Genomic DNA, 22,845 nt, shown 5'->3' with positions numbered 1-22,845 from the left:
ATCAGGACCCCCCCGGGCCGGACTGCGGGTACACCATCACGTCCGCGCGGTGCAGCCGCTCGCCCCGGCCCACCTCCCAGCCGGCGTCCCCGTACGCCTCGAAGGAGAGCCGCTCGCCGCCCTGGCCCCGGTAGTCCTGGTAGCGGACGGTGCCGTACGGGTCGAGGCCGGTGCTGCCGGTGGCCGAATAGCGGGCCTGGCCGGACTCCTCCCAGGAGTAGCGGCGGCCGGCGAAGTCGAGGGTGGGTGCGCCCGGGGTGATCGTGGCGGCCGGCTCGGCCGTCCAGAGCACCAGCTCCAGGTCCGGGTCCTCCTCGACGGAGAGCCAGCGCTTGTCGCCCTCGACGGTGTCCAGCAGGTGCTCGGCCCAGCTCCAGCCGCCCTCGACCAGGTGCACCGAGCCACGAACCGCGTAGGACACCCCACGGATCTCGACGATGTCGCCGGGCTTGAGCTTGCGGGGGTCCCCGCGCAGCGCGTCGGAGTCGGTGTCGCGGAACGGGTCCTTCGCCGGTGTCGGCCGGTTCGGTTCCCGACTCCGGCTGAAAGCCACCGCCGCCACCACGATCCCGGCGACCCCGATCAGACATCCCAACGTTGCCACGACGTACGCGACCGAACCGTTCACCCCGACCACCTCCCCAAGTGCATCGGCGGAGACGGTAACAACCCCGCGCACCCCGCGCACCTGGGGAAACTCAGCGAATCCTGAGTAAACAGTCAGCTACCGAGTGTCATCGTCGGTGTGCTGACCAGCCAGCCGGTCCGCCGCGTACCCGCCCAGCGTGGTGCTGCCCATCGTGCAGCCGGCAAAGGTGGTGAACTCGTCGTCGATGCCGCGTAGGGCCGCCCAGGCATCCCGGGCCGCCGCCGGATCGACCCCCTCCAACAGCGTCGCCGCGTACGCCCGGCCGGCCGGCGAGCCGTGCCGCAGCAGCCAGTCGACCTGCTCACGGGCCTGCCGGGGGCGCTGCGCGAACGCTTCCCCCACCCGTCGGTACGCCTCGGTCACCGGCAGCAGCGTGCCGGCGAACCCCACCCCGCCAAAGGCGACAGTGTCCGCCCCGGCGAGTTCCCGCACGGCGGCGTCCAGCTCCGGGTCGCCGCTCTTCTTCCGCATCCCGAACATGCCCCTCTCCTTTCCCCGCCCCACCCCTGACCACCCACCCCACCCCCACCCAACCCGCCCCACCCCCCACTCGACCCACCCCGCCCCCACTCAACCTCCGCCCAACCGCACTCAGCTCTCGCCAACCGCGGTGATCAAGAGGTTTACGTCACCAGAGAGCGCTCCCAGTGACGTAAACCTCTTGATCACCGGCGCAGGAAGGCCGGGGCGGGGGGTGATCAAGAGGTTTACGTCGAGGGAAAGCGCTCTCGTGACGTAAACCTCTTGATCACCAGGGCGGGGGGCGGGGCGGGGGGGCGGGGCGGGAGGGGGAGGGGCGGCGGGGGCGGGGGTCAGGTGGAGGTGACGGTGAGGGCGTTCTTGTCGTCGGACAGGTCGACCCGTACCGTGTCGCCGTCCCGGATCACGCCACCCAGCAGGGCCTTGGCGAGCTGGTCGCCGATGGCCGACTGGACCAGGCGGCGCAGCGGGCGGGCACCGTAGATCGGGTCGTACCCGTGCTCGGCGAGCCAGGTCCGGGCGGCGTCGCTGACGTCCAACGCCAGCCGGCGGTCGCCGAGGCGCCGACGCAGCCGGGTGAGCTGGATGTCGACGATCGACCGCAGGTCGTCCCCGCGCAGCGCGGCGAAGACCACGATGTCGTCGAGCCGGTTGAGGAACTCCGGCTTGAAGTGCGAGCGGACCACCGCGAGCACCCCCTCCCGGCGCTGCTCGTCGGCGAGCGTCAGGTCGCTGATCACCGACGACCCCAGGTTGGAGGTGAGGATCAGGATCGCGTTGCGGAAGTCGACGGTACGACCCTGACCGTCCGTGAGCCGACCGTCGTCGAGCACCTGGAGCAGGATGTCGAAGACGTCCGGGTGGGCCTTCTCCACCTCGTCCAGCAGGATCACCGAGTAGGGGCGGCGGCGCACCGCCTCGGTGAGCTGCCCGCCCTCCTCGTAGCCGACGTAGCCGGGCGGGGCACCGACCAGGCGGGCGACGGAGTGCTTCTCGCCGTACTCGCTCATGTCGATGCGGACCATGGCCCGCTCGTCGTCGAAGAGGAACTCGGCGAGCGCCTTGGCCAGCTCGGTCTTGCCGACGCCGGTGGGGCCGAGGAACAGGAAGCTGCCGGTGGGGCGGTCCGGGTCGGCGACGCCGGCCCGCGCCCGGCGCACTGCGTCGGAGACGGCACCGACGGCCTCGGCCTGGCCGACGACCCGGCCGCCCAGCGACTCCTCCATCCGCAGCAGCTTGGCGGTCTCGCCCTCCAGCAGCCGGCCGGCCGGGATGCCCGTCCAGGAGGCGACGACGGAGGCGATGTCGTCCGCGCCGACCTCCTCCTTGAGCATCGCGCCGTCGGCCTGGAGCCGGGCGAGTTCCTCCTCGGCCCGCGCCAGGTCGGCCTTGAGCGCCGGGATGCGGCCGTAGCGCAGCTCGGCGGCGCGTTCCAGCTCGCCGTCGCGTTCGGCCCGTTCGGCCTCGCCGCCGAGGCGTTCCAGCTCCTCCTTGGCGGTGGAGAGCTTGGTGATGTGGCTCTTCTCGGTCTGCCAGCGCTCGGACAGGGCGGTGAGCTGCTCGCGCTTGTCGGCCAGCTCCTTACGCAGCCGCTCCAGCCGCTCGGCGGAGGCGGCGTCGGGCTCCTTGGCCAGCGCCATCTCCTCGATCTCCAGCCGGCGGACCGCCCGTTCGATCTCGTCCACCTCGACCGGCCGGGAGTCGATCTCCATGCGGAGCCGGGACGCGGACTCGTCGACCAGGTCGATCGCCTTGTCGGGCAGGAACCGGTCGGTGATGTACCGGTCGGACAGCGACGCGGCGGCGACCAGGGCGGCGTCGGTGATCCGGACGCCGTGGTGCACCTCGTAGCGTTCCTTGAGGCCGCGCAGGATGCCGATGGTGTCCTCGATGGTGGGCTCGCCGACCAGCACCGGCTGGAACCGACGCTCCAGCGCCGGGTCCTTCTCGATGTGCTCGCGGTACTCGTCGAGGGTGGTCGCGCCGACCATCCGCAGCTCGCCGCGCGCCAGCATCGGCTTGAGCATGTTGCCGGCGTCCATCGAGCCCTCGCCCTTGCCCGCGCCGACCACGGTGTGCAGCTCGTCGAGGAAGGTGATGACTTGCCCGTTGGAGTTCTTGATCTCCTCCAGGACGGACTTGAGCCGTTCCTCGAACTGCCCCCGGTACTGCGCCCCGGCGACCATCGCGCCGAGGTCGAGCGAGACCAGCTTCTTGTCGCGCAGCGACTCGGGCACGTCGCCGGCCACGATCCGCTGGGCCAGGCCCTCGACGATCGCGGTCTTACCGACGCCGGGCTCGCCGATCAGCACCGGGTTGTTCTTGGTACGCCGGGAGAGCACCTGGATCACCCGGCGGATCTCCGAATCCCGGCCGATCACCGGGTCGATCTTGCCGTCGCGGGCGCTCGCGGTGAGGTCGACGCCGTACTTGGTCAGCGCCTGGTAGGTCTGCTCCGGGTCGGCGGTGGTGACCCGCCGGTCCCCGCCCCGCACCGTCGGGAACGCGGCGACCAGGTTCTCCTCGGTGGCCCCAGCCGACTTCAGCGCGTTGGACACCGCGCCACCCACCCGGGCCAGACCGGCCAGCAGGTGCTCGGTGGAGGTGTACTCGTCGCCGAGCGGCCGGGCGATCTGCTCGGCGGCCCCGATGGCGTTGACGAACTCGCGGGCGAGGGTGGGCTCGGCGATGCTGGACCCACGGGCTGCGGGCAGCGCGTCGACCGCGCGCTGGGCGACCCGGCGCAGCTCGGCGGGGTCGGCACCCGCGGCGCGCAGCAGGCCGGCAGCGGTGGAACCGTCGGTGTCGAGCAGTGCCGACAGCAGGTGCCAGGGTTCCACGGTGGCGTGACCACGCTGGTTGGCCAGCGCGACGGCACCGGTGATGGTTTCGCGGCTCTTGGTGGTGAGTCGTTCCGTGTTCATGGGCTCCCCCGGGATCGGCGTGTCCACTAGTAAGAGACACCACCAGAGTTGAGCCTATTCCGCTCAACTCTCGCTATGTGACTCGCGTCACAAACTCTCGTTCGAGGTCGGCCGACGAACTCCGGCCCACCTCAGTTGACCCACCGCACCCTGCCGCACTCCACCCCGCCTCGCCCACCTCCGCTCAGGAGTCAGCGGGGCAGGCGGGCGGCGCAGGGGTCTCGTGGTCGGCCCGGAGCACGCACCGCCGACCACTGTCCAGCCGGTTGTCGCAGAAGACCCGGTGGCGTACCCCCTGGTCGTCCTCGGCGGAGACGGTGGTCTCGCCGGGGTCGACGTGGGCGAGGAAGGCCAGCGAGCGGGCCGCCGTCCGGGCGAGCATCTTGGCCCGCGCCAGGTCCGCAGCGACCACCGGCAGGTGTACGACATACCGCCCGGTCATGCCTCCCCACCCGCCCGACCCGGCTCACGCCACCCCGGGCGGGCCGAAGCAGTATCGGCCCAATGGCGGTATAGCGATGGCTCGGACACCGCAATATCGCCCCACCTGAGTTGACCAAGGTCGAGCTTCGACGGTGGGTGCGGCGACTCGTACCCCATGGCGCTCCTTCGCTGGACGGCTCGGTGTCGCGGTGCTGGAAGGGCAGCCCGGCCGCGCTGCCGGTTCGGCCGGGCTGCCCGCCCTGCCGTCGCAGCCCACCTCAGCGGTACGACGACAGGGCCGGTGACATGGTCGGGACGGGCCACGGGGGATGCCCGCCCCGACCGTCTGAGCGCCCCGAGTGCCATCCGGGGGCGTTCACCTCGAACCTACAATCGGTACCGGTTGCAGGTCAACGACCCACCCACAATTGCTTGAGGTTGGAGGTGCGAGCGTGATCAGATAGGCGTGCCATCCGGGGAGTGAAGCATGCCCAAGCAGCAGTACCAGGTGCTCGCAGACGAGCTGAAGAACAAGATCGATTCAGGAGAGTGGCCGCCCGGCACCAAGCTGCCGAGCAGGTCGCAGCTGTGCAGGGAATACGGCGTGTCGGACACCGTGGTCGGCAAGGCCATGATGATCCTGCGTGCCACCGGGCTCACCGAAACCCTCGAAGGGGTCGGCGTCTTCGTCGCCGCACCCGCCGAGGGCTCGTCCTGAGCCAGCCACCCGGCCCCACAGGGTTACCGACCGGCGAGCCGGCGAGCACAGCCGGTGCCTGCCGGAAAGCGCCCGCCAGCAGCACAGACGTCCAACGGGCCCAGCTTGGGCGCAGGGTATAGCCTCGCGTCCGTGCGAGTACGTGTCGAACAGACCGCCCTACCCGGAATCGGCGTACGTCATGATCTGATGACGGAGTCCGGTCGCCGGCTCGGTGTGGTCTCCCACCGCAATGGCCGCCGCGACCTGGTCCTCTACGACCCGGACGATCCCGACTCCTGCCAGCATGACATCCCGCTGACCGACGACGAGGCCGAGGCGTTGGCCGACATCCTCGGCGCGTCGCTGATGCTGGGTCAGCTCTCCGGCCTGCGCGAGCAGGCGGCCGGGCTGCTCACCGAGCAGATCGCCATCCCGGCCGGGTCGAAGTACGTCAACAAGCGGCTCGGTGACACCAAGGCACGTACCCGCACCAGCGCCTCCATCGTGGCGGTGCTCCGGCAGGGCGAGGTCAACGTCTCGCCCGATCCCACCTTCCGCTTCGCGGCCGGTGACGTGGTGGTCGTGGTCGGGACCCGGCAGGGTCTCGACGGGGTGACAGCCATCCTCGCCGACAGTGACCCGGACGGCTGAGGCGTATGCACGAAACCACCACACTGCTCATCGAGGTCGGCGCGCTCCTGCTTCTGCTCGGGCTGCTCGGCCGGCTCAGCCGCCGGTTCGGCGTCTCCCCCATCCCCCTCTACCTGCTCGCCGGGCTCGCCTTCGGGCACGGTGGCCTGCTCCCGCTGGCCGCGAGCGAGGAGTTCTTCGCCGTCGGCGCCGAGATCGGCGTCATCCTGCTGCTGGTCATGCTCGGCCTGGAATACAGCGCCAACGAGCTGGTCGGCAACCTGCGCTCGGCGGCCCCGGCCGGCCTGATCGACGCGGCGCTCAACGCCCTGCCCGGTTTCGGCTTCGCGTTGCTGCTCGGCTGGGGCTGGGTGGCCGCCGTGGTGCTCGGCGGCATCACCTGGATCTCGTCGTCCGGGGTGATCGCCAAGGTGCTCGGCGACCTCGGCCGGGTCGGTAACCGGGAAACCCCGGTCATCCTCTCCGTGCTGGTCATCGAGGACCTGGCGATGGCGCTCTACCTGCCGCTGGTGACCGCGCTGCTGGCCGGCGTGGGCCTGGTCAAGGGTGGGATCGCGCTGGGTGTCGCGGTGTTCACCGTGGTGATCGTGCTGGTCGTCGCCATCCGCTTCGGCCACCTGATCTCCGCCGCCCTGTCGGCGAAGGACCCGGAGGCGTTGCTGCTCGGGGTGCTCGGCCTGACCCTGCTGGTCGCCGGCATCGCCGCCCGGCTCCAGGTCTCCGCCGCCGTCGGGGCGTTCCTGGTCGGCATCGCCCTGTCCGGGCCGGTGGCGCACCACGCCACCGAACTGCTCTCCCCGCTGCGGGACCTCTTCGCCGCGGTCTTCTTCGTCTTCTTCGGCCTGGTCACCGACCCCCGGGACATGCCGCCGGTGCTGCTGCCCGCGATCGTGCTGGCCGTGGTCACCATGGGGACCAAGCTGCTCACCGGCTACCTGGCGGCCCGCCGGGCCGGCATCGCCGAACCGGGCCGTTGGCGGGCCGGCTTCGCGTTGATGCCGCGCGGCGAGTTCTCCATCGTCATCGCCGGTCTGGCCGTCGCCGCCGGCACCGTCGAACCCAAACTGGCGGCGCTCGCCACGGCGTACGTGCTGATCACCGTGATCACCGGTCCGATGCTCGCCCGCCTGCCCGACATGCGCTGGTTCAAGCAGAGGCTGCGTCGACGGATCGCCGCCCGACAGCCCCAGCCGGTACCCGCCACGGACTGAGAACCGCCTGACCAGGCCCCTCACACAGGTGGCCTGGCCAGGGCCTCCGTTGCCGAATTGCTCCCGGCGGGGTCTTCCGCCGGCCGGGCAGCGGCGGCTAGCGTTGCGCCCCAGCAGGACAGGGTCCCGCGGGCGGACGGAGGCACCCCGTGGATGTGAGCGGAAGGTTGCCGGTGAGCGTGCAGGATCCGCCGTTCCACGGCTTCGCCAACCCCGTCGACCCGTCGTCGGGGGAGCTACGGGCCTGGGCGTACCAGCCGGACTCGGTGCCGCTGACCTCGCTGCCACAAGACTGGGACCTGCTGGTCTCCGGCGACCACCTGGTGCTCACCCTGTTCGAGTTGGCGTTGGACCCGGCCTGCCCCGCGCGCCGCTTCGCCCTGCACTGCCTCTACATCTACGCGGCCGACGGCATCCGGACGAACTTCCGCGCCCACCCCAAGCGTCGCTTCCGCAAACTGGTGGAGCAGGCCGAACGCGACGGCGACGAGTTGATGCGCAACTGGGCGTACAACAGTCGGGCGCTGCTGGCCCGGCAGGAACTCTTCACCTACCACGACTGGTGCGAGGGCGGCCTGGTCCGGGACAACCGCCGGCTCGGCTGACCGGCGGCGCACCCGCAGCCGGACGGCGAACGGGCCGGGACCCCCCGTGGGTCCCGGCCCGCACGTCGACGGATCGTCAGCGTGCCGATCCGCCCTGGTTGCGGCGTTTCTCCCCGGTCCGCTCCCGGTCCGCCCCGGGGTCGGCCCCTTCGGCGAACCTGCCGTTCTTCACCGTGTCGGAGAACTTGCCCTCGGTGACCCGGTCGAACTTCTCCCGGACGTTCTCGGCCACCTTGTTGAGCCGCTCCTCCGCCTGCCGGGCCACTTTCTTCGCCGATTCCGCCACGGTTCCCCCCGCCGTCGGAGTCCGAATTGACCTGGTTGGACCTGACAACAGGCTAGCCGGAACGACCACCCACCGCCGGAAAACCCCGACCGCAGACCACCGCCGACCCGGCGGGCCGGGCCAGGGTCAGCGGTCGGGGGTGCGGCGGGGACGCCAGACCACCAGCGCCGTGGAGGTGCGACTGGTCGGCACCAGGTCACCCCGGGAGAAACCGCTGGCCAGCGTCTCCAGCTCGGCGATCCGGCGGTAGGCGGCGTCCAGCTCCGCCTCCAGTCGGGCCACCCGCTGCTGGGCCTGCTCCACCAGGCGTTCCAGCCCGATGATCCGTTTCACCCCGGCCAGGTTGACACCCTCGTCCTGGCTGAGCCGCTGGACCTCACGCAGCAGGACCACGTCCCGCACGCTGTAGCGTCGCCCGCCACCGGCCGCCCGACCGGCCTGCACCAGGCCGAGCCGGTCGTACTGACGCAACGTCTGCGGGTGCATTCCCGCCATCCGTGCCGCGACCGAGATCATCAGCACCTTGGCCTCGTAGGCGGCGTCACCCGAACCGACGAACCCGTCCGACATCTCCACTCACCTCCGCACCCGTCAACCGGTCAACCGACCCGACGCACCCGCGCGTCGAGATGTTCCCGGGCCGCCGGCGGCGTCGCGTCGGCGAACGACTCCAGCGCCGCCCGGGCTTCGTCCGACACCGTCGCCGGCACCACCACGTCCAACGTGACCAGCAGGTCACCGGCCTGACCGTCGCGACGCACCACACCCTTGCCCCGGGCCCGCAGCACCCGACCGGACGGGGTCCCCGGCGGCACGCGCAGGGTCACCGCGCCGTCCAGCGTGGGCACCCGCAGGTCGGTGCCGAGCACCGCCTCGGCGAAGGTGATCGGCACGGCCAGCGTCAGGTCGTCACCGGTACGCCCGAACAGGTCGTCCGGGCGGACCTTCACCTGGACGAACAGGTCGCCCGCCGGTCCACCCCGCTGACCCGGCTCGCCCCGCCCGGCCAACCTGATCCGCTGCCCGTCGGCCACCCCGGCGGGAAAGCGGACGTTCAACGTGCGGGTCTTGGTGACCCCGCCGGTGCCGTGGCACTCGGGGCACTTCTCCTCGACGACCGTGCCGACGCCCTGGCAGTTGCGGCACGGCTCGGAGAAGCTGAACGACCCCTGGTCCCGGGTGGTCACCCCGGCGCCGTGGCAGACCGGGCAGGCGGTCGGCTGGGTGCCGGGCTTCGCGCCGTTGCCGTGGCAGGTGTCGCAGACCCCGGGCGCGCGCAGCGTCAACGGCAGGGTGACACCACGCACCGCGTCCCCGAAGTCGAGGGCCACCTCGGTCTCCACGTCCCGGCCCCGGGCCGGGCCACGTGCCCGCGTCGGACCGGCACCACCGCCGGAGAAGATCGAGCTGAACAGGTCGGTGAAGCCGCCACCACCGAACCGGGTGTCCCCGCCACCGCCGCCGAACAGGTCGGAGACGTCGAACGGGGCACCGCCGGGCTGACCCGTGCCGGGCGCGCCCCGACGGAACGCGCCCGAGCCGAACAGCGAGCGCATCTCGTCGTACTCGCGGCGCTTGGTGTCGTCGCCGAGCACCGCGTACGCCTCGGAGACGCCCTTGAACCGCTCCTCGGCCTTCGGGTCACCGGGGTTGTGGTCCGGGTGCGATTCCCGGGCCAGTTTCCGGTACGACTTCTTGATCTCGTCTGAGGAGGCGGACTTCTCCACGCCCAACGTGGCGTAGAAGTCCTTCTCGATCCAGTCCTTGGAACTCACCGGTCCACCCCCTTCCGTGAGATGTGGCCCGGTCGCCCCGCCCACCGGGTGCGGGTGGGCGGGGCGACCGGATGGCCGTGCACTATTGCGGGTCGGCGACCGCGACCATGGCCGGCCGCAGCAGCCGCTCACCGAGCAGGTAGCCCCGGCGCATCACCTGGACACAGGTGGGCTCGTCCACGTCCGGCGAGGTCTGGTGCGCGACCGCCTCGTGCCGGGTCGGGTCGAACGGATCGCCCTTCTCGCCGAAGGGGGTCAGGCCGAACTTGCCCAGCGCCGTGGTGAGCTGCTCGGCCACCGTGCCGAACGGCCCCACCAGGTCGCCGTGCTCCCGGGCCCGGTCCAGGTCGTCCAGGATGGGCAGCAGCGCGGCGAGCACCGAGCCGGTCGCCTGCTCCTGGACCACGCCCCGGTCCCGGTCCACCCGCTTGCGGTAGTTGGCGTACTCCGCCGACACCCGTTGCAGGTCCCGGGTCCGTTCGTCCAGCTCGGCCCGGAGGGCTTCCAGCTCGGCGCCGAGCGGCGAGCCGGTCGGGCTGTCGTCGACCGGCTGCGCGGGGGCGTCCACCACCGGCGGACCGGTCGGTGCCGGCCCGTCGAGCGCGGTCGCCTCGGCCTCGATCTCGTCGACCATCACCTCGGCCTCCTCGACCAGCCCCTCGGCCGGGGCGTCCGCCCCGGCGTCGGCGGCGGCGGGCGGCTCCTCGGTCCTGCCCAGCTTGCGGTTGTTCCGGATGACGACCCGCGGCCCGTCGTCGGCGGGCTCGGAGCCACCCGGCGTCGACCCGGAGGCGCCCGGGTCGGCGACTCGTGGCTTCTCCGTCATACGACTACCTCGATCCCTGTGCGGTGAGTTCGTGTCCGGCGCGGACCGTCACTTCTTGTCCTCGTCCACGATCTCCGCGTCGACCACGTCGTCCGGGCCGCCCGCCTTCGGGGCCCCGGCGGCACCGGCACCCGCGCCGGCACCGGCGCCCGCGCCCGGACCTGCCGCGCCCGGCTGCTCCCCCTGCTCGGCCTGCTGCGCGTAGAGCAGCGAACCGGCCTGCTGGGAGACCTGGGCGAGCCGCTCGTGGGCCGCCTTGATCTTCTCGATGTCCTGACCGCCGAGCGCGCCGCGCAGCTCGCCGAGGGCCTCGTTGAGCTGCTCCCGGTTCTCCGTCGGCAGCTTGTCGCCGCTCTCGGCGAGGAACTTCTCGGTCTGCCACTGGAGCGCCTCGGCCACGTTGCGGGCCTCCGCCTCCTCGCGGCGACGCTTGTCGTCGTCGGCGTGCTCTTCGGCGTCGCGGCGCATCCGCTCGATGTCGTCCTTCGGCAGCGAGGAGCCGCCGGTGATCGTCATCTTCTGTTCCTTGCCGGTGCCCAGGTCCTTGGCGTGCACGTTGACGATGCCGTTGGCGTCGATGTCGAAGGCGACCTCGACCTGCGGCACGCCACGCGGCGCCGGCGGGAGGCCGGTCAGCTCGAAGGTGCCGAGCTTCTTGTTGTACGCCGCGATCTCGCGCTCGCCCTGGAACACCTGGATCAGCACCGACGGCTGGTTGTCGTCGGCCGTGGTGAAGACCTCGGAGCGCCTGGTCGGGATGGTGGTGTTGCGCTCGATGAGCTTGGTGAAGATGCCGCCCTTGGTCTCGATGCCCAGGCTCAGCGGGGTCACGTCGAGCAGCAGGACGTCCTTGACCTCACCCTTGAGCACACCGGCCTGCAGGGCCGCGCCGACGGCGACGACCTCGTCCGGGTTGACGCCCTTGTTGGGGTCGCGACCGGTGAGCTGCTTGACCAGGTCGGTGACGGCCGGCATCCGGGTGGAGCCGCCGACCAGGATCACGTGCTCGACGTCGGAGATCTTGATGCCGGCGTCCTTCACGGCCTGCTCGAACGGGCCCTTGCAGCGGTCCAGCAGGTCCTGCGTCATCCGCTGGAACTCGGCGCGGCTGAGCGTCACGTCCAGGTGCAGCGGGCCGGCCGCGCCGGCGGTGATGTACGGCAGGTTGATGTTGGTGGTGGTGGCCGCCGACAGCTCGATCTTGGCCTTCTCGGCCGCCTCGCGGAGCCGCTGGAGGGCCATCTTGTCCTGGCCCAGGTCGATGCCGTGCTCGCCGCGGAACGTCTTCACCAGGTGGTCGATGATCCGCTGGTCCCAGTCGTCACCGCCGAGCTGGTTGTCACCGCTGGTCGACTTGACCTCGACGACGCCCTCGGCCAGTTCCAGCAGGGACACGTCGAAGGTGCCGCCGCCCAGGTCGAAGACGAGGACGGTCTGCTCCTTGGAGCCCTTGTCCAGCCCGTACGCCAGGGCCGCCGCGGTCGGCTCGTTGACGATCCGCAGCACGTTGAAGCCGGCGATCTCACCGGCCTCCTTGGTGGACTGCCGCTGCCCGTCGTTGAAGTAGGCGGGAACGGTGATCACCGCGTCGGTGATCTGCTCACCCAGGTACGCCTCGGCGTCCCGCTTGAGCTTCATCAGCGTGCGCGCCGAGATCTCCTGCGGGGTGTACTTCTTGCCGTCGATGTCGACGGTCCAGTTGGTGCCGATCTCCCGCTTGACCGAGCGGATGGTCCGGTCCGGGTTGGTCACCGCCTGGCGCTTCGCGACCTCACCGACGAGCACCTCGCCGTTACGGGCGAACGCGACGATCGACGGGGTCGTCCGCGAGCCTTCAGCGTTGGCGATGACGGTGGGCTCACCGCCCTCGAGAACGCTGACGCAGGAGTTCGTCGTGCCGAGGTCGATACCGACCGCACGTGCCATCTTCGCTTCCTCGCTTCGTTACGGGTGGGCAGGTCGGAGGGCCTGCCCGGGAGGGCCGCCCGCAGCGACCACACCACAAGTTGAGTGAACTTGACTCAATAGTGCCACGCGATCGCCAAAGCGCAAGTCGACTTGAGCCGACCCGACGCAACCCGACCGTTACTACCCTCCGGTTGTCTCTGTTGCATCGGTCGGGCACGCTTTAGCGGTGACGACGCACGGCGATCCCGCCACCCGGTCCGGCGCGCCCACCGTCGCCGCCCGCACCGGGCCGTCGGAGACCGACGAGACGCCGCCCGGCCCCACCGGAGACGGCCTGCCCGCCGCCCTCACCGGCCTGCGGGCCGCGATCGGCGCGGCCCGGTTTCCGCTCGCGCTGCCCTCGGCCGAGCCGGCCCGGCACACCGGCCGGGCGCTGACCGACCAGCTCGACGACTACCTGCTGCCCCGGCTGGCCCGGCTCGACGCCCCGCTGCTCGTGGTCGTCGGCGGCTCCACCGGCGCGGGCAAGTCGACCCTGGTCAACAGCCTGGTCCAGGCCCGGGTGAGCGCCGCCGGCGTGCTCCGCCCCACCACCCGCTCCCCGGTGCTGGTCTGCAACCCCGCCGACGCCGCCTGGTTCCGCCAGGGTGAGCTGCTGCCCGGCCTGACCCGCACCAACGAACCCAGCGAGGATCCGGGCACCCTGCACCTGGTCACCGCGCCCGCGCTCCCCCCGGGGCTGGCCTTCCTCGACGCCCCCGACATCGACTCGGTGGTCGACGCCAACCGGGCCCTCGCCGGCCAACTGCTCGCCGCCGCCGATCTCTGGCTCTTCGTCACCACCGCCGCCCGGTACGCCGACGCCGTCCCGTGGGAGCTGCTGCGTACCGCCCGCTCCCGGGGTGCCGCGATCGCCATGGTGCTGGACCGGGTGCCCCCCGAGGCCGCCGACGAGATCGCCGCCCACCTGTCCGAGATGCTCGCCGCCCAGGAGTTGGGCGCGGCACCGCTGTTCGTCCTGCCGGAGACCTGGGTCGACGGCCAGGGCCTGCTGCCCGACCGGGTCACCGCACCGCTGGGCACCTGGTTCGCCCGGCTCGCCGCCGACGCCGAGGCCCGGGCCGCCGTGGTCCGGCAGACCCTCGACGGCGCACTCGCCTCACTGCACCCGACGGTGGAGATGCTCGCCGACGCGGCCGACGAGCAGATGGTCGCCGCCGACGCCCTCGACGACCGGGTCCGGGCCGCCTACCAGGGCGCGCACCGGACCGTGGCCGAAGGGCTGAAGGACGGCCGGCTGCTCCGCGGCGAGGTCCTCGCCCGCTGGCAGGAGTTCGTCGGCACCGGCGAGTTCTTCCGGACGCTGGAGGCCCGGATCGGCCGGCTGCGCGACCGGGTCGTCGCCGCGGTAACCGGCCGGCCCGCCACCCCCGCCACCGACCTGCGCAACGCCATCGAGTCACAGTTGGTCACCCTGCTGCGCGGGGTCGCCTCCGAGGCGGCGGAGAACGCGTACACCGCCTGGAAGGCGAACCCGGCCGGGGCCGCGCTACTCGACCCGCCGCTGGCGCACCCGTCGGCCGACCTGCCCGAGCGGGCCGAGCGGCTGGTCCGGGACTGGCAGCGCGGGGTGCTGGAGCTGGTGCGGGAGGAGGGCGGCGACCGGCGGTTCGTGGCCCGGACGGCCGCGTACGCGGTCAACGCCACCGGGCTGGCCGTGATGATCGCCGTCTTCGCCTCCACCGCGTTCATCCCGACCGGGCTGGAGGTGGCCACCGGGGCCGGCACCACCGTCGCCGCGCAGGCCGTACTCCAGGCGATCTTCGGCGACCAGGCGGTGCGTACCCTCGCCGCGAAGGCCCGGGGTGACCTGCTGGAACGGGTCCGCGCGCTGCTGGACGAGGAGGCGGCCCGCTACCTGGCCCGCACCGACGGGGCCCGACCCGGTGCGGAGGTCGGCGCGGCGCTGCGCCGGGCCGGCGGCCGGGTCGAGCTGGCCCGGCACCACAGCGGCCTCGCCGGCCAGACCGGCCAGGCCCTACCGATCCCGACCCCGACCTCCGAGGACGGCACCCGGTGACCAACATCGTCGGTCGGATGCGCGAGGCGCTCCGGGGTGACCAGCGGGTCGACGCCGACGCGCTGGTGGCCCGCCTCGACGCGATCCGCCGGTTCCTCGACGCGGTCGACGGCGAGGTGCCCGACACCCGGCTGGTCGGCGCGCACACCCTGGTCGAGCGGGCCGGCACCCGGTTGTCGCTGTCCCGGGACCACACCGTCGTGGCGTTGGCCGGCGCCACCGGCAGCGGCAAGTCCAGCCTGTTCAACTCCCTGGCCGGGATGGAACTCTCCCCGGTCGGGGTGCGCCGGCCCACCACCGGTGTCGCGCACGCCTGCGTCTGGGGGCCGCTGGACGGCGGCAACCGGCTGCTCGACTGGGTCGGGGTGCTGCCCCGGCACCGGTTCGTCCGGGAGAGCGCGCTCGACGGCGACGACGAGTCGGCCCTGCACGGGCTGATCCTGCTCGACCTGCCCGACTTCGACTCGGTGCAGCGGTCCCACCGACTGGAGGTGGACCGGCTGCTCGGCCTGGTCGACCTGGTGGTCTGGGTGGTCGACCCGCAGAAGTACGCCGACCGGGTGATCCACAACAGCTACCTGCGCGAGTTCCACCGGCACCGGGACGTGACGGTGGTGGTGCTCAACCAGGCCGACCGGCTGCCCCCGGCCGAGCTGCCCCGGGTGCTGGCCGACCTGCGCCGGCTGCTCGACGTCGACGGGCTCGACGGGGTGCCGCTGCTGGCCACCACGGCGGTCGAGCCGGACGGGATGACCGGGCTGCGGGAGGCGCTGGAACGGGCGGTGTCGGACCGGCAGGCCGCGCTGCGCCGGCTCTCCGGCGACGCCGACACGGTGGCGGCGTCCCTGGGCGAACTGGTCGCCGTCGAAGCCCCGGGGCACGTCCCGGACGCCGCGACGGTCCGCGCCCTGGACCGGGCGTTGGCCGAGTCGGCCGGGGTGCCGGCGGTGGCCGCCGCGGTCGAGGGGGCGTACCGGCACCGGGCCGGCGGGGCCACCGGCTGGCCGTTGGTACGCGGCTGGCGCAAACTGCGCCCCGACCCGCTGCACCGGCTGCACCTGCCCGGCCCGACCACCGATCCGCAGCGCCCGGCGGAGCCCGTGCTCGCTGCCACCTCCGTGCCCGACCCGACAGCCGCCCAGCAGTCCGCCCTCGGGCTGGCCATCCGCGCCGTCGGCGACCGGTCCGGCGAGAAACTCCCGGCACCCTGGCCGGCCGCGGTGACCGCCGCCGCCCGGTCCCGGCTGGCCGACCTGCCGGACGCGCTGGACGGCGCGGTCGCCGGCACCGACCTGGGCATGGACCGCCGGCCGTTCTGGTGGCGGCTGGTCGGTGCCCTCCAGTGGCTGGTCACCCTCGCCGCCGTGGCCGGGCTCGGCTGGCTGGTGCTCGGCTACGCGCTGCGTGCCCTGGGTCTGCCGGCGCTGGACTATCCCCGGGTGGGGGAGGCACCGTTGCCGACTGTGCTCCTGCTCGGTGGGCTGCTCGCCGGTCTGCTGGTGGCCGCGGTGACCCGGCCGGTGATCCGCTGGGCGGCCCGACGGGCCCGACAGCGGGCCGAGCAGCGGCTCACCGAGGCGGTCGCCCGGGTCGGCGCGGAGTACGTCCTCATCCCCGTCCGGGCCCTCCTCGACCGGTACGCCCTCGCCCGCTGCGCCTGGCAGGACGCCACCCGGTGAACGCCGCCGCCGGCACAGGTGTCCGGGGCTGCGCGGCGGCGTAGGGTCGTGCCATGGCCACGCCAAAGACCCCCTACGACGCGGTGCTCTCCGCGGCCCGCGACGTGACCAGGCTGGACTGCGCGCTCGACGCCGAGATGCTCGGCACGGCGCTGCTGGGCAGCGTCTACGCGATCGCCGAGACCGACCGGGAAACGGCGGTCCGGGAATTCGTCTCCGGTTTCCTCGCCGCCACCTCCCGCCGCCGGACGGCCGCCGCCACCACCATCCGTCAGGTCTTCGCCGCGCTGGTGCCCGATGCCGAGGGCGCGGCGAAGGTCCGCCCCGGCGCGCAGGCCCCGGCCTGGGCCGGTCAGCTCGGCCGAGTCCATCTCACCGGCACCTGGTCGTACGGCGACGTGTACGGCGACCAGACCTCCTACCTGGCCACCTTCGCCTACGACGACGAGTCGGGCGGCCCGGAGCACGCCCTGGTGGCACTGGTCGACCACAACATCGGCATCACCAAGGACGTCTTCGTCGGCGGGCCGGCCGAACGGATCCTGGAGCAGGTCCGGCAGATGTGCGCCGACGACGACCTGACATGGTTCCGGGAGGAGGACCCGGCCCGGATGCACGGCGAGGTGGGTCGTCACCTGACGATCACCGACGACCTGGGTGACCTGCCCGCCGAGGGTTCGCTCGCCACCGACCGGGCGTTGGTCGGGGCACGGCTGGCGGTGCTGCCCGAGCCGAGCGCCGGCACCACCGGCTGGGACGCGCAGCCGCTCAGCGCCGACGAGCGCACCACGCTGGTCCGGGCTTTCCTGTCCTCCCCCGAGGCGGCCCGCCATGGGCTGAACACCCTCGACAGCGACGCCGAGCTGGCCTCGCTGCACTTCTGCCTGGGGCTGCTCTTCGACCACTCGGCGAGCTTCCCGGACGCCGACCCGTTGCGCTGGAGCCCGGCGGTGGCCGGGTTGTTCCTGCTCGACTGGGTGCACCGGCGGGCCGTGCTGGACATGGACGACGCGGCGTTGCTGCCCCGGGTGCTGCGGGCCTGGGCGGCGTTCGCGGCCCGGCGGCGGGGGCTGCCCGAACGGGCCGGCACCCAGACCGACGAGGCGATCGAGGAGTTGGTGCCGGAGTTCGCCCGGCTCTATTCAACAGGCGAGCGGCGCAGCCCGGCGACGGCGGCGGTGGCCCAGCTGATGGCTGACGGCATCGACCCCGACGACCCGGTCGCCCTGGACGCCTGGATCGAGGCCAACCGGCAACGGCTGGGGGACGACACCCCCTGACCGTCCGACGACGCGCTGCGGGCCTGGCGACGCGCTGACCACCCGACGACGCGGTGGCCGGCGACGCGCCGGGGTGGCCCCGTGACGTCCCCGGCCGGTCTACGGCTCGACCAGGGCCAGCCGGCCCGGGGCGACGTCGAGGCGTACCCGCTGGCCCCACCGCAGGGTCAGCCGGTCGGCCTCCAGCCCGTCGGCGAACGCCACCAGACCGTCGGACTCGGCGGTCAGCTCCAGCGCGTCGGTGCCGTCGAGTCGGCCGGCGACCAGCTCGACCCCGGTGACCGGTGAGGGCCACGCCTCCCGCACGTACCAGCACAGGGCCGGCTCCTGAGGGGCGGGCGGCGGGACGGCTGCCGACCGGTCCCGGGCGATCGAGGCGCACCAGCCGGTGGCCCCGGTGCCGGTGCCGACGACCACCCCGGAGGACGACTGCCGTTCCCGCCGGGGCCGGCCGTCCCCGCCGACGTCGAGCAGGTAGCGGGCCGACTGGTGGGAGGCGTGCCCGACGTACACCTCGTTGAGGCCGACGAGTTCCTGTCCGTCGTCGAGGGTGGCCCGGACCATGGCCCGGTGGCGCAGCGGCGCGGTCCCGGCGGCCACCGCCGGCAGCAGGGCGGCCACCTGGTCGCCGGTGCAGCGGACCAGCACCCCGGCGTTGCGGCCCGGTTCCGGGTCGACGCCGACGACGGGTTGCCCGGTGAGGTACTTCGCCACGTTGGCGACGAGACCGTCCGGGCCGACCGCGACGATCACGTCCTCCGGGCCGAACAGGAACCGGGGCAGGTCGTCCCGGTCGACCGTGCCACGCCGCCAGTCGGCCGGTACGGCGGCCCCGACGGCGGTCAGCGCCGCCTGGAGGGCCTCGTGCCGGTCCACCACCTCGGCCAGGTCCCGGCCCCGGGCGCGCAGGTACCACTGGGCCGCCGCCCGGGTGCCGTGCCGGGCGAGCAACTCCTCCAGCTCGCTGCGGCGGCGGACCACCACCACCCGGGGGGTCAGTGTGCCGCTCACCGGTCCACCGTCCCGGTCGGGCCGGTGAGCCGGCCGAGCAGGTCGGCCAGCAGGTCCGGGGTGACGGTGAGCTGGCCGATCGGCGGGAGCTGGCCGGCGAGTTCCCGGACGGTGAGGGCTTGCAGCACCCCGGGCGGCAGGGTGGCGTACGTGGCCAGCTTCGCCGCCTCCGCCTCGGCCTCGGCGGCGCCGACGGCGCGTACCGTCTCGGCTTTGGCCACGGCGAGCACCCGTTCCTTGTCGGCGGCACCGGCGGCGAGCAGCCGCTCCTTGTCCGCCTCGGCGGTGGCGGACACCCGGGCCCGTTCGGCGGCGGCGGCGTTGGCGACCTGTTCCCGCTCCGCCTTGCCCTGGGCGGTGGCCAGCTCGGCGGCGGCGTCGAGTTCGACCCGGCGGCGGGTGTTCGCGCCGTGCTGCTCGACGAGCTGCTGTTCCCGGCGGGCCAGCTCGATCTTGTTCTGGAGTTCGTTCTCGGCGATGCCGCGTTCCTGCTCGACGGCCTGGGCCCGGCGGGCGTAGGTGGCCCGGTCGGCCTGCACCTGCACGGCCTCCCGGGTGGGGGTCTGCAGGGCGCGTTCCAGCTCGGGTTCGGGCCGGACGGCGACCACCCGGGCGCTGACCACGGCCACCCCGATGTCGGCGAGCCGGGGCTCGGTGTCGAGCGCTGCGGAGACCGCCTCCCGGATGGGTGCGATCGTGGTCAGCGCCTCGGCCAGCGGAACCCGGGCGAGCAGGTCCAGGGCCGGCTGCTGGGCCAGCTCGGCCAGCAGGGTGGCCACCTGGTCGAGCGGTCGGGACCGGGCCTTACCGGTGCGCGGGTCGATCGAGAAGTCGAGCCGGGCGGCGGCCAGCGTCGGGTCGGCCACCCGGTAGGTCACGGTGGCCTGGACGGTGATGTCGGCGAAGTCGCCGGTACGCGCGTGGAAGAGCAGCGGCAGCTCCCGGTCGTCGACCGGCACCTCGCTCAGCACGGCGGTCAGCGGTCGGTACCAGAACGACTGGCCGGTCCCTTCCCGCCGGACCCGCCCGTCGACGTGCAGCCGCACCCAGTTGGTCGGTGTTCCGCGCAGGTGGCGCAGGAAGAGTCGCCTCGTCACGTCGGCCATGTCTCACACCTTCCTCTTTTTCGTCTACCCGACGATAACCACTCTGATAGGTTATCGTCAAGGTGGTGATAAAGAGATGACCGACTACCCGCCCTTCGCCGTGACGGTGGACCTGGTGGTCCTCACCGTGCGCGCCGACGCGCTGCACCTGCTGCTGGTCCGCCGGGGCATCCCGCCGGACGAGGGCCGGTGGGCGCTGCCCGGCGGCTTCGTCGGCATCGACGAGGATCTGCCCGACGCCGCCGTCCGGGAGCTGACCGAGGAGACCGGGCTCCCCGAGCCGGCCGGCCACCTGGAGCAGCTCGGCACGTACGGCCGGCCGGACCGCGACCCGCGCGGACGGGTGGTCACCGTCGCCTGGCTGGCCCTGCTGCCCGACCTGCCCACCCCGGTGGCCGGCTCGGACGCCGCCTCGGCGGAGTGGGTGCCGGTCGACCGGCTCACCCCCGGCCAGCTCGCCTTCGACCACGACCGGATCGTCGCCGACGGCCTGGAACGGGCCCGCGCGAAGCTGGAGTACACCCCGCTGGCCAGCGCCTTCTGCCCGCCCGAATTCACCGTGGCCCAGCTGCGGGCCGTCTACGAGACGGTCTGGGGCACCCGGCTGGACCCGCGCAACTTCCACCGCAAGGTCACCGGCACCCCCGGCTTCGTCAGCCCCGCCGGCCGGGCCACCGAGGGCGACCGGGGGCGACCTGCCCAACTGTTCCGCCGGGGCCCGGCCACCCGGCTCCACCCGCCCATGCTCCGCCCCGAACCCTGAACCGCCCGCCGGGCCCGACGCCCCGACCGGGTCACCGCCCCGAACCTCGTCACCGCCCGAACCTCGTCACCGCCCGAACCTCGTCACCGCCCGAACCTCGTCACTGCCCGGACCGGGGCACTGCCCGGACCGGATCACCGCCCCCGACCTCGTCACTGCCCGGACCGACCACCCGGCACCGATCCCACCGGCACCCGTCCCACCGGCACCGGTCGCCGGGCGCTGCGACCGGTCTGGGCGCTGCGCCAGGTCTGCCCGGCTCGGCACGAGGGCTCAGGAGAGCGGCGCGTAGACCAGCCCGGCCACCAGGCCGCCGACCAGCGCGCCCACCACGACCTGCGCGACCGTGTGGTCGCGCAGCCGCACCCGGGACCAGCCGACCAGGGCGAGCAGCGGCACGGCCGGCAGCAGCCGGGGGCCGAAGGTGAGCACCAGCACCACCAGCGTGCCGGCGGCCACCGCCGAGTGGATGGACATCTTCCACCAGTGACTGACCGCCACCGCGACCACCAGGCCGACCACCCCGGCCGCGACCAGGGCCAGCACCGGGCGCGGTGCACCGAGCGCCGCGAGCAGGGCCAGCCCGGTGGCCGCCGAGGCGAGCCCGAGCAGCAGCGGCACCCGACGCTGCTCGCGGCGACCGATGTGATGATCGGTGAGTCGACCCCGCCGCACCCCACCCAGGATATACGTGAACGGGATACCGGCGGCGAAGACCGTGGCGAGCAGCCCCCAGGCCAGTCCGCGCGCCCCACCCGCACCGTGCCAGCCGATCACCACGGTCAGCGCGGTGACCAGCACGGCCGGCGCGGTCACCTCGGTCACCAGCCGGGCCACCCGGGTCGCCACCGCCCCCGACCCGACCGGCTCGGCAGCGGCAGGTGACCCTCCGAACGGAGCAGGGTCGGCCAGGTCGGGGGCGGCCCGGTCGCCGCCCTCGTCGCGCGTACTCAGCGTTCCGCCCCCGCATCCGTGGTGCCCGATCCGGCACACCGCAGTGGTCGACGGGTCGACCGACGGCATCCGGGCCGCCGCGGCTCAGCCTGCGGCTTCGCTCGTCACCGTACCGTCCGGGTCGGTGGTGTCGTGGAGGGTCGACGCGGACCCGGCGGAGGTCTGCGACACGGGTACGGCGGGTGCCTGCGGTGCGGGGACCGGGGTGGCCGACGGGCGGGCGACCGGGATCGACGGGCGACCGGCGGTTGGTCCGACGCGCGGTACGGGACGGGTCTGCGACCGTGGACGCGTGGGGTGGGTCGTGCCGGCCGGGATCGCCGTCGCGGTGGGTCGGGGCCGCGCGGTGGGGACCAGCGTGACCGTGAAGGTGGGTCGGGGCTCGGGGGTGGCGGTCTGGCCTGGCGTCGGGGTGGACGCGGGGGGCGACGTGGACCCGGGCGTCGGGGCGGGCTCCGGGGTCGACGTGGGTGCGGGGGTGGGGGTGGGCGGGGGTGCGGAGGTGGGCGTGGCGGTGTCGGAGGGTGCCGAGGTCGGCGACGGGTCCGGCGGTGGCTCGGAGAGGGTGGCGGTCGGCTCGACGTCCGGGTCCGGGTCCGGACTCGGGCTCGGCGTGGGGTGGGGTGTGGCGGTGGGGGTCGGGTGGGGGGTGGGGGTGGGATGGGACGGCGCGTTGGGTGCCGACGTCCGGCGGATCGGCCGGGGCGTGGCGGCGGGCACAGCCCGACGGTGGACGGGGCCGGTGGTGGCGGGAGCCGGGGCGGTGGCGGGCGGTGCCGGGGCGGTGGCCGGTGGGCGGGCCGGTTGACCGGTGGCGGGCACCGGGACGACGACCGGCCCGACCGACGGGGTGGGCAGGAACGGGGTGCCGTCGTCCGGCAACGCGGTGCTGCCCACGGTGGCCGAGCCGGCGCTGATCGCGGCGAGCACCGGCATCGAGGCGGCCCCGGCGAGCAGGGCGACGGTGAACAGGTAGCCCCGGTGCGGCGCACCGACGCCGGGTGCCCGGTGGACGCCGATCATCCGCCGGTAGCTGCCGCCGCCGGCCCGGTGCCGGCCGAGGAGGGGGACCGGAGGACCGTCACCTGGCTCGGACACCGCACACTCCCTCGTCGACCTGGACGTGTTCGCCGGTGGGCAGCACGGATCAGAACGGACATTATGCGCCAAACGCCCACCAATACCGGTCAGCTTGACCCAGTGGCGCCCAGTTCACCAGGCACCACAGCGTGTCGACACACAAAAAGTCCGTCACCCGGCCGGTCCGGCGACGATCGCCCGACATCGGCGCGGCCCGCGCGGGCGCAGGCCCGGCCGGCGCAGGCGCGGCGCGGCACGGTGACAAAAAAGTCCACGGGTCACCAAGCGGACATGTCGCCACCGGCGGGAGGGCCATACTGTGGGGCCGCTCACCTCCTCTGCAATCATTCAGGCACGACGGCAACGCAGCCGCACCTCCGCGTACCCCGTGGCAGGCATGGCTGCTCGCCGACGCTCCCGAACCGGGTTCGACCCATGGATCCGGCTCAGGTCG

21 protein-coding genes are annotated in these 22,845 nt (G+C 73.3%); 8 read left to right on the top strand and 13 right to left on the bottom strand.

The window, feature by feature from the left end; translation table 11 throughout:
* Position 1: 1 nt before the first annotated feature.
* The 4 genes from ACQP2H_RS00705 to ACQP2H_RS00690 all read right to left on the bottom strand — a co-directional run bounded on the left by ACQP2H_RS00705 (position 2) and on the right by ACQP2H_RS00690 (position 4,495).
* Positions 2 to 628: a DUF4178 domain-containing protein gene (locus tag ACQP2H_RS00705; RefSeq protein ID WP_433230427.1), complete on the bottom strand. Its 627-nt coding sequence runs from the start codon at positions 626 to 628 to the stop codon at positions 2 to 4.
* 96 nt (positions 629 to 724) lie between these two features.
* Positions 725 to 1,129: a hypothetical protein gene (locus ACQP2H_RS00700; protein WP_219465533.1), complete on the bottom strand. Its 405-nt coding sequence runs from the start codon at positions 1,127 to 1,129 to the stop codon at positions 725 to 727.
* A 332-nt stretch (positions 1,130 to 1,461) separates the two neighbouring features.
* Positions 1,462 to 4,053 (bottom strand): ATP-dependent chaperone ClpB, encoded by a 2,592-nt coding sequence (clpB, locus tag ACQP2H_RS00695; RefSeq protein ID WP_433230424.1) that lies wholly within the window; start codon positions 4,051 to 4,053, stop codon positions 1,462 to 1,464.
* Positions 4,054 to 4,237: 184 nt separating this feature from the next.
* Positions 4,238 to 4,495: a hypothetical protein gene (locus ACQP2H_RS00690; RefSeq protein ID WP_433230421.1), complete on the bottom strand. Its 258-nt coding sequence runs from the start codon at positions 4,493 to 4,495 to the stop codon at positions 4,238 to 4,240.
* Positions 4,496 to 4,963: 468 nt separating this feature from the next.
* Between ACQP2H_RS00690 and ACQP2H_RS00685 the strand changes: the two genes are divergently transcribed.
* From ACQP2H_RS00685 to ACQP2H_RS00670, 4 genes are all read left to right on the top strand, one after another.
* A complete protein-coding gene (locus tag ACQP2H_RS00685) occupies positions 4,964 to 5,194 on the top strand; it encodes a winged helix-turn-helix domain-containing protein (protein WP_219465528.1) in 231 nt (76 codons plus the stop codon).
* A gap of 132 nt (positions 5,195 to 5,326) precedes the next feature.
* Positions 5,327 to 5,827 carry a cation:proton antiporter regulatory subunit gene (locus ACQP2H_RS00680; protein WP_088641912.1) on the top strand — a complete coding sequence of 167 codons (501 nt, stop codon included), beginning with the start codon at positions 5,327 to 5,329 and terminating at the stop codon, positions 5,825 to 5,827.
* Between the two features lie 5 nt (positions 5,828 to 5,832).
* Complete coding sequence (locus ACQP2H_RS00675) at positions 5,833 to 7,038, top strand: cation:proton antiporter (RefSeq protein ID WP_219465527.1); 1,206 nt, start codon at positions 5,833 to 5,835, stop codon at positions 7,036 to 7,038.
* Between the two features lie 173 nt (positions 7,039 to 7,211).
* Positions 7,212 to 7,643, top strand: a complete 432-nt coding sequence (locus tag ACQP2H_RS00670) for a hypothetical protein (protein WP_219465526.1) — start codon at positions 7,212 to 7,214, stop codon at positions 7,641 to 7,643.
* A gap of 76 nt (positions 7,644 to 7,719) precedes the next feature.
* Here ACQP2H_RS00670 and ACQP2H_RS00665 read toward each other — a convergent pair whose 3' ends face one another.
* The 5 genes from ACQP2H_RS00665 to dnaK form a co-directional block, all read right to left on the bottom strand.
* The gene (locus tag ACQP2H_RS00665; protein WP_219465525.1) at positions 7,720 to 7,929 is read right to left on the bottom strand and encodes a hypothetical protein; all 210 of its coding nucleotides are present in this window, start codon (positions 7,927 to 7,929) and stop codon (positions 7,720 to 7,722) included.
* Between the two features lie 126 nt (positions 7,930 to 8,055).
* Positions 8,056 to 8,499, bottom strand: a complete 444-nt coding sequence (locus tag ACQP2H_RS00660) for a heat shock protein transcriptional repressor HspR (RefSeq protein WP_219465524.1) — start codon at positions 8,497 to 8,499, stop codon at positions 8,056 to 8,058.
* Positions 8,500 to 8,528: 29 nt separating this feature from the next.
* Positions 8,529 to 9,704 carry a molecular chaperone DnaJ gene (gene dnaJ / locus ACQP2H_RS00655; RefSeq protein ID WP_357532793.1) on the bottom strand — a complete coding sequence of 392 codons (1,176 nt, stop codon included), beginning with the start codon at positions 9,702 to 9,704 and terminating at the stop codon, positions 8,529 to 8,531.
* Positions 9,705 to 9,786: 82 nt separating this feature from the next.
* Positions 9,787 to 10,530: a nucleotide exchange factor GrpE gene (gene grpE / locus ACQP2H_RS00650; RefSeq protein WP_219465520.1), complete on the bottom strand. Its 744-nt coding sequence runs from the start codon at positions 10,528 to 10,530 to the stop codon at positions 9,787 to 9,789.
* 48 nt (positions 10,531 to 10,578) lie between these two features.
* A complete protein-coding gene (gene dnaK / locus ACQP2H_RS00645) occupies positions 10,579 to 12,456 on the bottom strand; it encodes a molecular chaperone DnaK (protein ID WP_219465519.1) in 1,878 nt (625 codons plus the stop codon).
* Positions 12,457 to 12,664: 208 nt separating this feature from the next.
* Between dnaK and ACQP2H_RS00640 the strand changes: the two genes are divergently transcribed.
* Genes ACQP2H_RS00640 through ACQP2H_RS00630 form a run of 3 tightly spaced genes read left to right on the top strand, consistent with a single transcriptional unit; the run spans position 12,665 to position 17,477 of the window.
* Positions 12,665 to 14,518, top strand: a complete 1,854-nt coding sequence (locus ACQP2H_RS00640) for an ABC transporter (protein ID WP_357532789.1) — start codon at positions 12,665 to 12,667, stop codon at positions 14,516 to 14,518.
* Complete coding sequence (locus tag ACQP2H_RS00635; RefSeq protein WP_357532787.1) at positions 14,515 to 16,197, top strand: GTPase; 1,683 nt, start codon at positions 14,515 to 14,517, stop codon at positions 16,195 to 16,197. Before ACQP2H_RS00640 ends, ACQP2H_RS00635 begins: the two co-directional genes overlap by 4 nt.
* A 53-nt stretch (positions 16,198 to 16,250) precedes the next feature.
* Positions 16,251 to 17,477: a hypothetical protein gene (locus ACQP2H_RS00630; protein ID WP_219465514.1), complete on the top strand. Its 1,227-nt coding sequence runs from the start codon at positions 16,251 to 16,253 to the stop codon at positions 17,475 to 17,477.
* A 99-nt stretch (positions 17,478 to 17,576) separates the two neighbouring features.
* On the opposite strand, the gene ACQP2H_RS00625 is transcribed toward ACQP2H_RS00630, so the two are convergent.
* Together ACQP2H_RS00625 and ACQP2H_RS00620 are read right to left on the bottom strand one after the other, a co-directional pair.
* The gene (locus ACQP2H_RS00625) at positions 17,577 to 18,488 is read right to left on the bottom strand and encodes a hypothetical protein (protein ID WP_357532784.1); all 912 of its coding nucleotides are present in this window, start codon (positions 18,486 to 18,488) and stop codon (positions 17,577 to 17,579) included.
* The gene (locus ACQP2H_RS00620; RefSeq protein ID WP_357532782.1) at positions 18,485 to 19,594 is read right to left on the bottom strand and encodes an SPFH domain-containing protein; all 1,110 of its coding nucleotides are present in this window, start codon (positions 19,592 to 19,594) and stop codon (positions 18,485 to 18,487) included. Before ACQP2H_RS00620 ends, ACQP2H_RS00625 begins: the two co-directional genes overlap by 4 nt.
* A gap of 76 nt (positions 19,595 to 19,670) precedes the next feature.
* Between ACQP2H_RS00620 and ACQP2H_RS00615 the strand changes: the two genes are divergently transcribed.
* On the top strand, positions 19,671 to 20,357 hold the full coding sequence (locus ACQP2H_RS00615; RefSeq protein WP_219465507.1) for an NUDIX hydrolase: 687 nt from the start codon (positions 19,671 to 19,673) through the stop codon (positions 20,355 to 20,357).
* A 273-nt stretch (positions 20,358 to 20,630) separates the two neighbouring features.
* Here the strand turns inward: ACQP2H_RS00615 and ACQP2H_RS00610 are convergent, their stop codons facing one another.
* Together ACQP2H_RS00610 and ACQP2H_RS00605 are read right to left on the bottom strand one after the other, a co-directional pair.
* Positions 20,631 to 21,206, bottom strand: a complete 576-nt coding sequence (locus ACQP2H_RS00610; RefSeq protein WP_308290962.1) for a phosphatase PAP2 family protein — start codon at positions 21,204 to 21,206, stop codon at positions 20,631 to 20,633.
* Positions 21,207 to 21,395: 189 nt separating this feature from the next.
* On the bottom strand, positions 21,396 to 22,409 hold the full coding sequence (locus ACQP2H_RS00605) for a hypothetical protein (protein ID WP_433230410.1): 1,014 nt from the start codon (positions 22,407 to 22,409) through the stop codon (positions 21,396 to 21,398).
* Between the last annotated feature and the right edge of the window lie 436 nt (positions 22,410 to 22,845).

Origin of the sequence: Micromonospora sp. CA-248260 (genome assembly GCF_050942205.1) — a bacterium.
Lineage (GTDB): Bacteria > Actinomycetota > Actinomycetes > Mycobacteriales > Micromonosporaceae > Micromonospora > Micromonospora antibiotica.
The sequence above is the reverse complement of the archived record's forward strand: the minus strand, read 5'-3'. Positions and strand labels throughout refer to the sequence as shown.

Bases quoted from the DNA above. Each gene is read 5' to 3' on its own strand.
- ACQP2H_RS00685 (WP_219465528.1), top strand. From the start codon at position 4,964: ATGCCCAAGCAGCAGTACCAGGTGCTCGCAGACGAGCTGAAGAACAAG.
- ACQP2H_RS00700 (WP_219465533.1), bottom strand. From the start codon at position 1,129: ATGTTCGGGATGCGGAAGAAGAGCGGCGACCCGGAGCTGGACGCCGCC.
- clpB (WP_433230424.1), bottom strand. From the start codon at position 4,053: ATGAACACGGAACGACTCACCACCAAGAGCCGCGAAACCATCACCGGT.
- ACQP2H_RS00675 (WP_219465527.1), top strand. From the start codon at position 5,833: ATGCACGAAACCACCACACTGCTCATCGAGGTCGGCGCGCTCCTGCTT.
- dnaK (WP_219465519.1), bottom strand. From the start codon at position 12,456: ATGGCACGTGCGGTCGGTATCGACCTCGGCACGACGAACTCCTGCGTC.
- ACQP2H_RS00615 (WP_219465507.1), top strand. From the start codon at position 19,671: ATGACCGACTACCCGCCCTTCGCCGTGACGGTGGACCTGGTGGTCCTC.
- ACQP2H_RS00630 (WP_219465514.1), top strand. From the start codon at position 16,251: ATGGCCACGCCAAAGACCCCCTACGACGCGGTGCTCTCCGCGGCCCGC.
- grpE (WP_219465520.1), bottom strand. From the start codon at position 10,530: ATGACGGAGAAGCCACGAGTCGCCGACCCGGGCGCCTCCGGGTCGACG.
- ACQP2H_RS00620 (WP_357532782.1), bottom strand. From the start codon at position 19,594: ATGGCCGACGTGACGAGGCGACTCTTCCTGCGCCACCTGCGCGGAACA.
- ACQP2H_RS00690 (WP_433230421.1), bottom strand. From the start codon at position 4,495: ATGACCGGGCGGTATGTCGTACACCTGCCGGTGGTCGCTGCGGACCTG.
- ACQP2H_RS00660 (WP_219465524.1), bottom strand. From the start codon at position 8,499: ATGTCGGACGGGTTCGTCGGTTCGGGTGACGCCGCCTACGAGGCCAAG.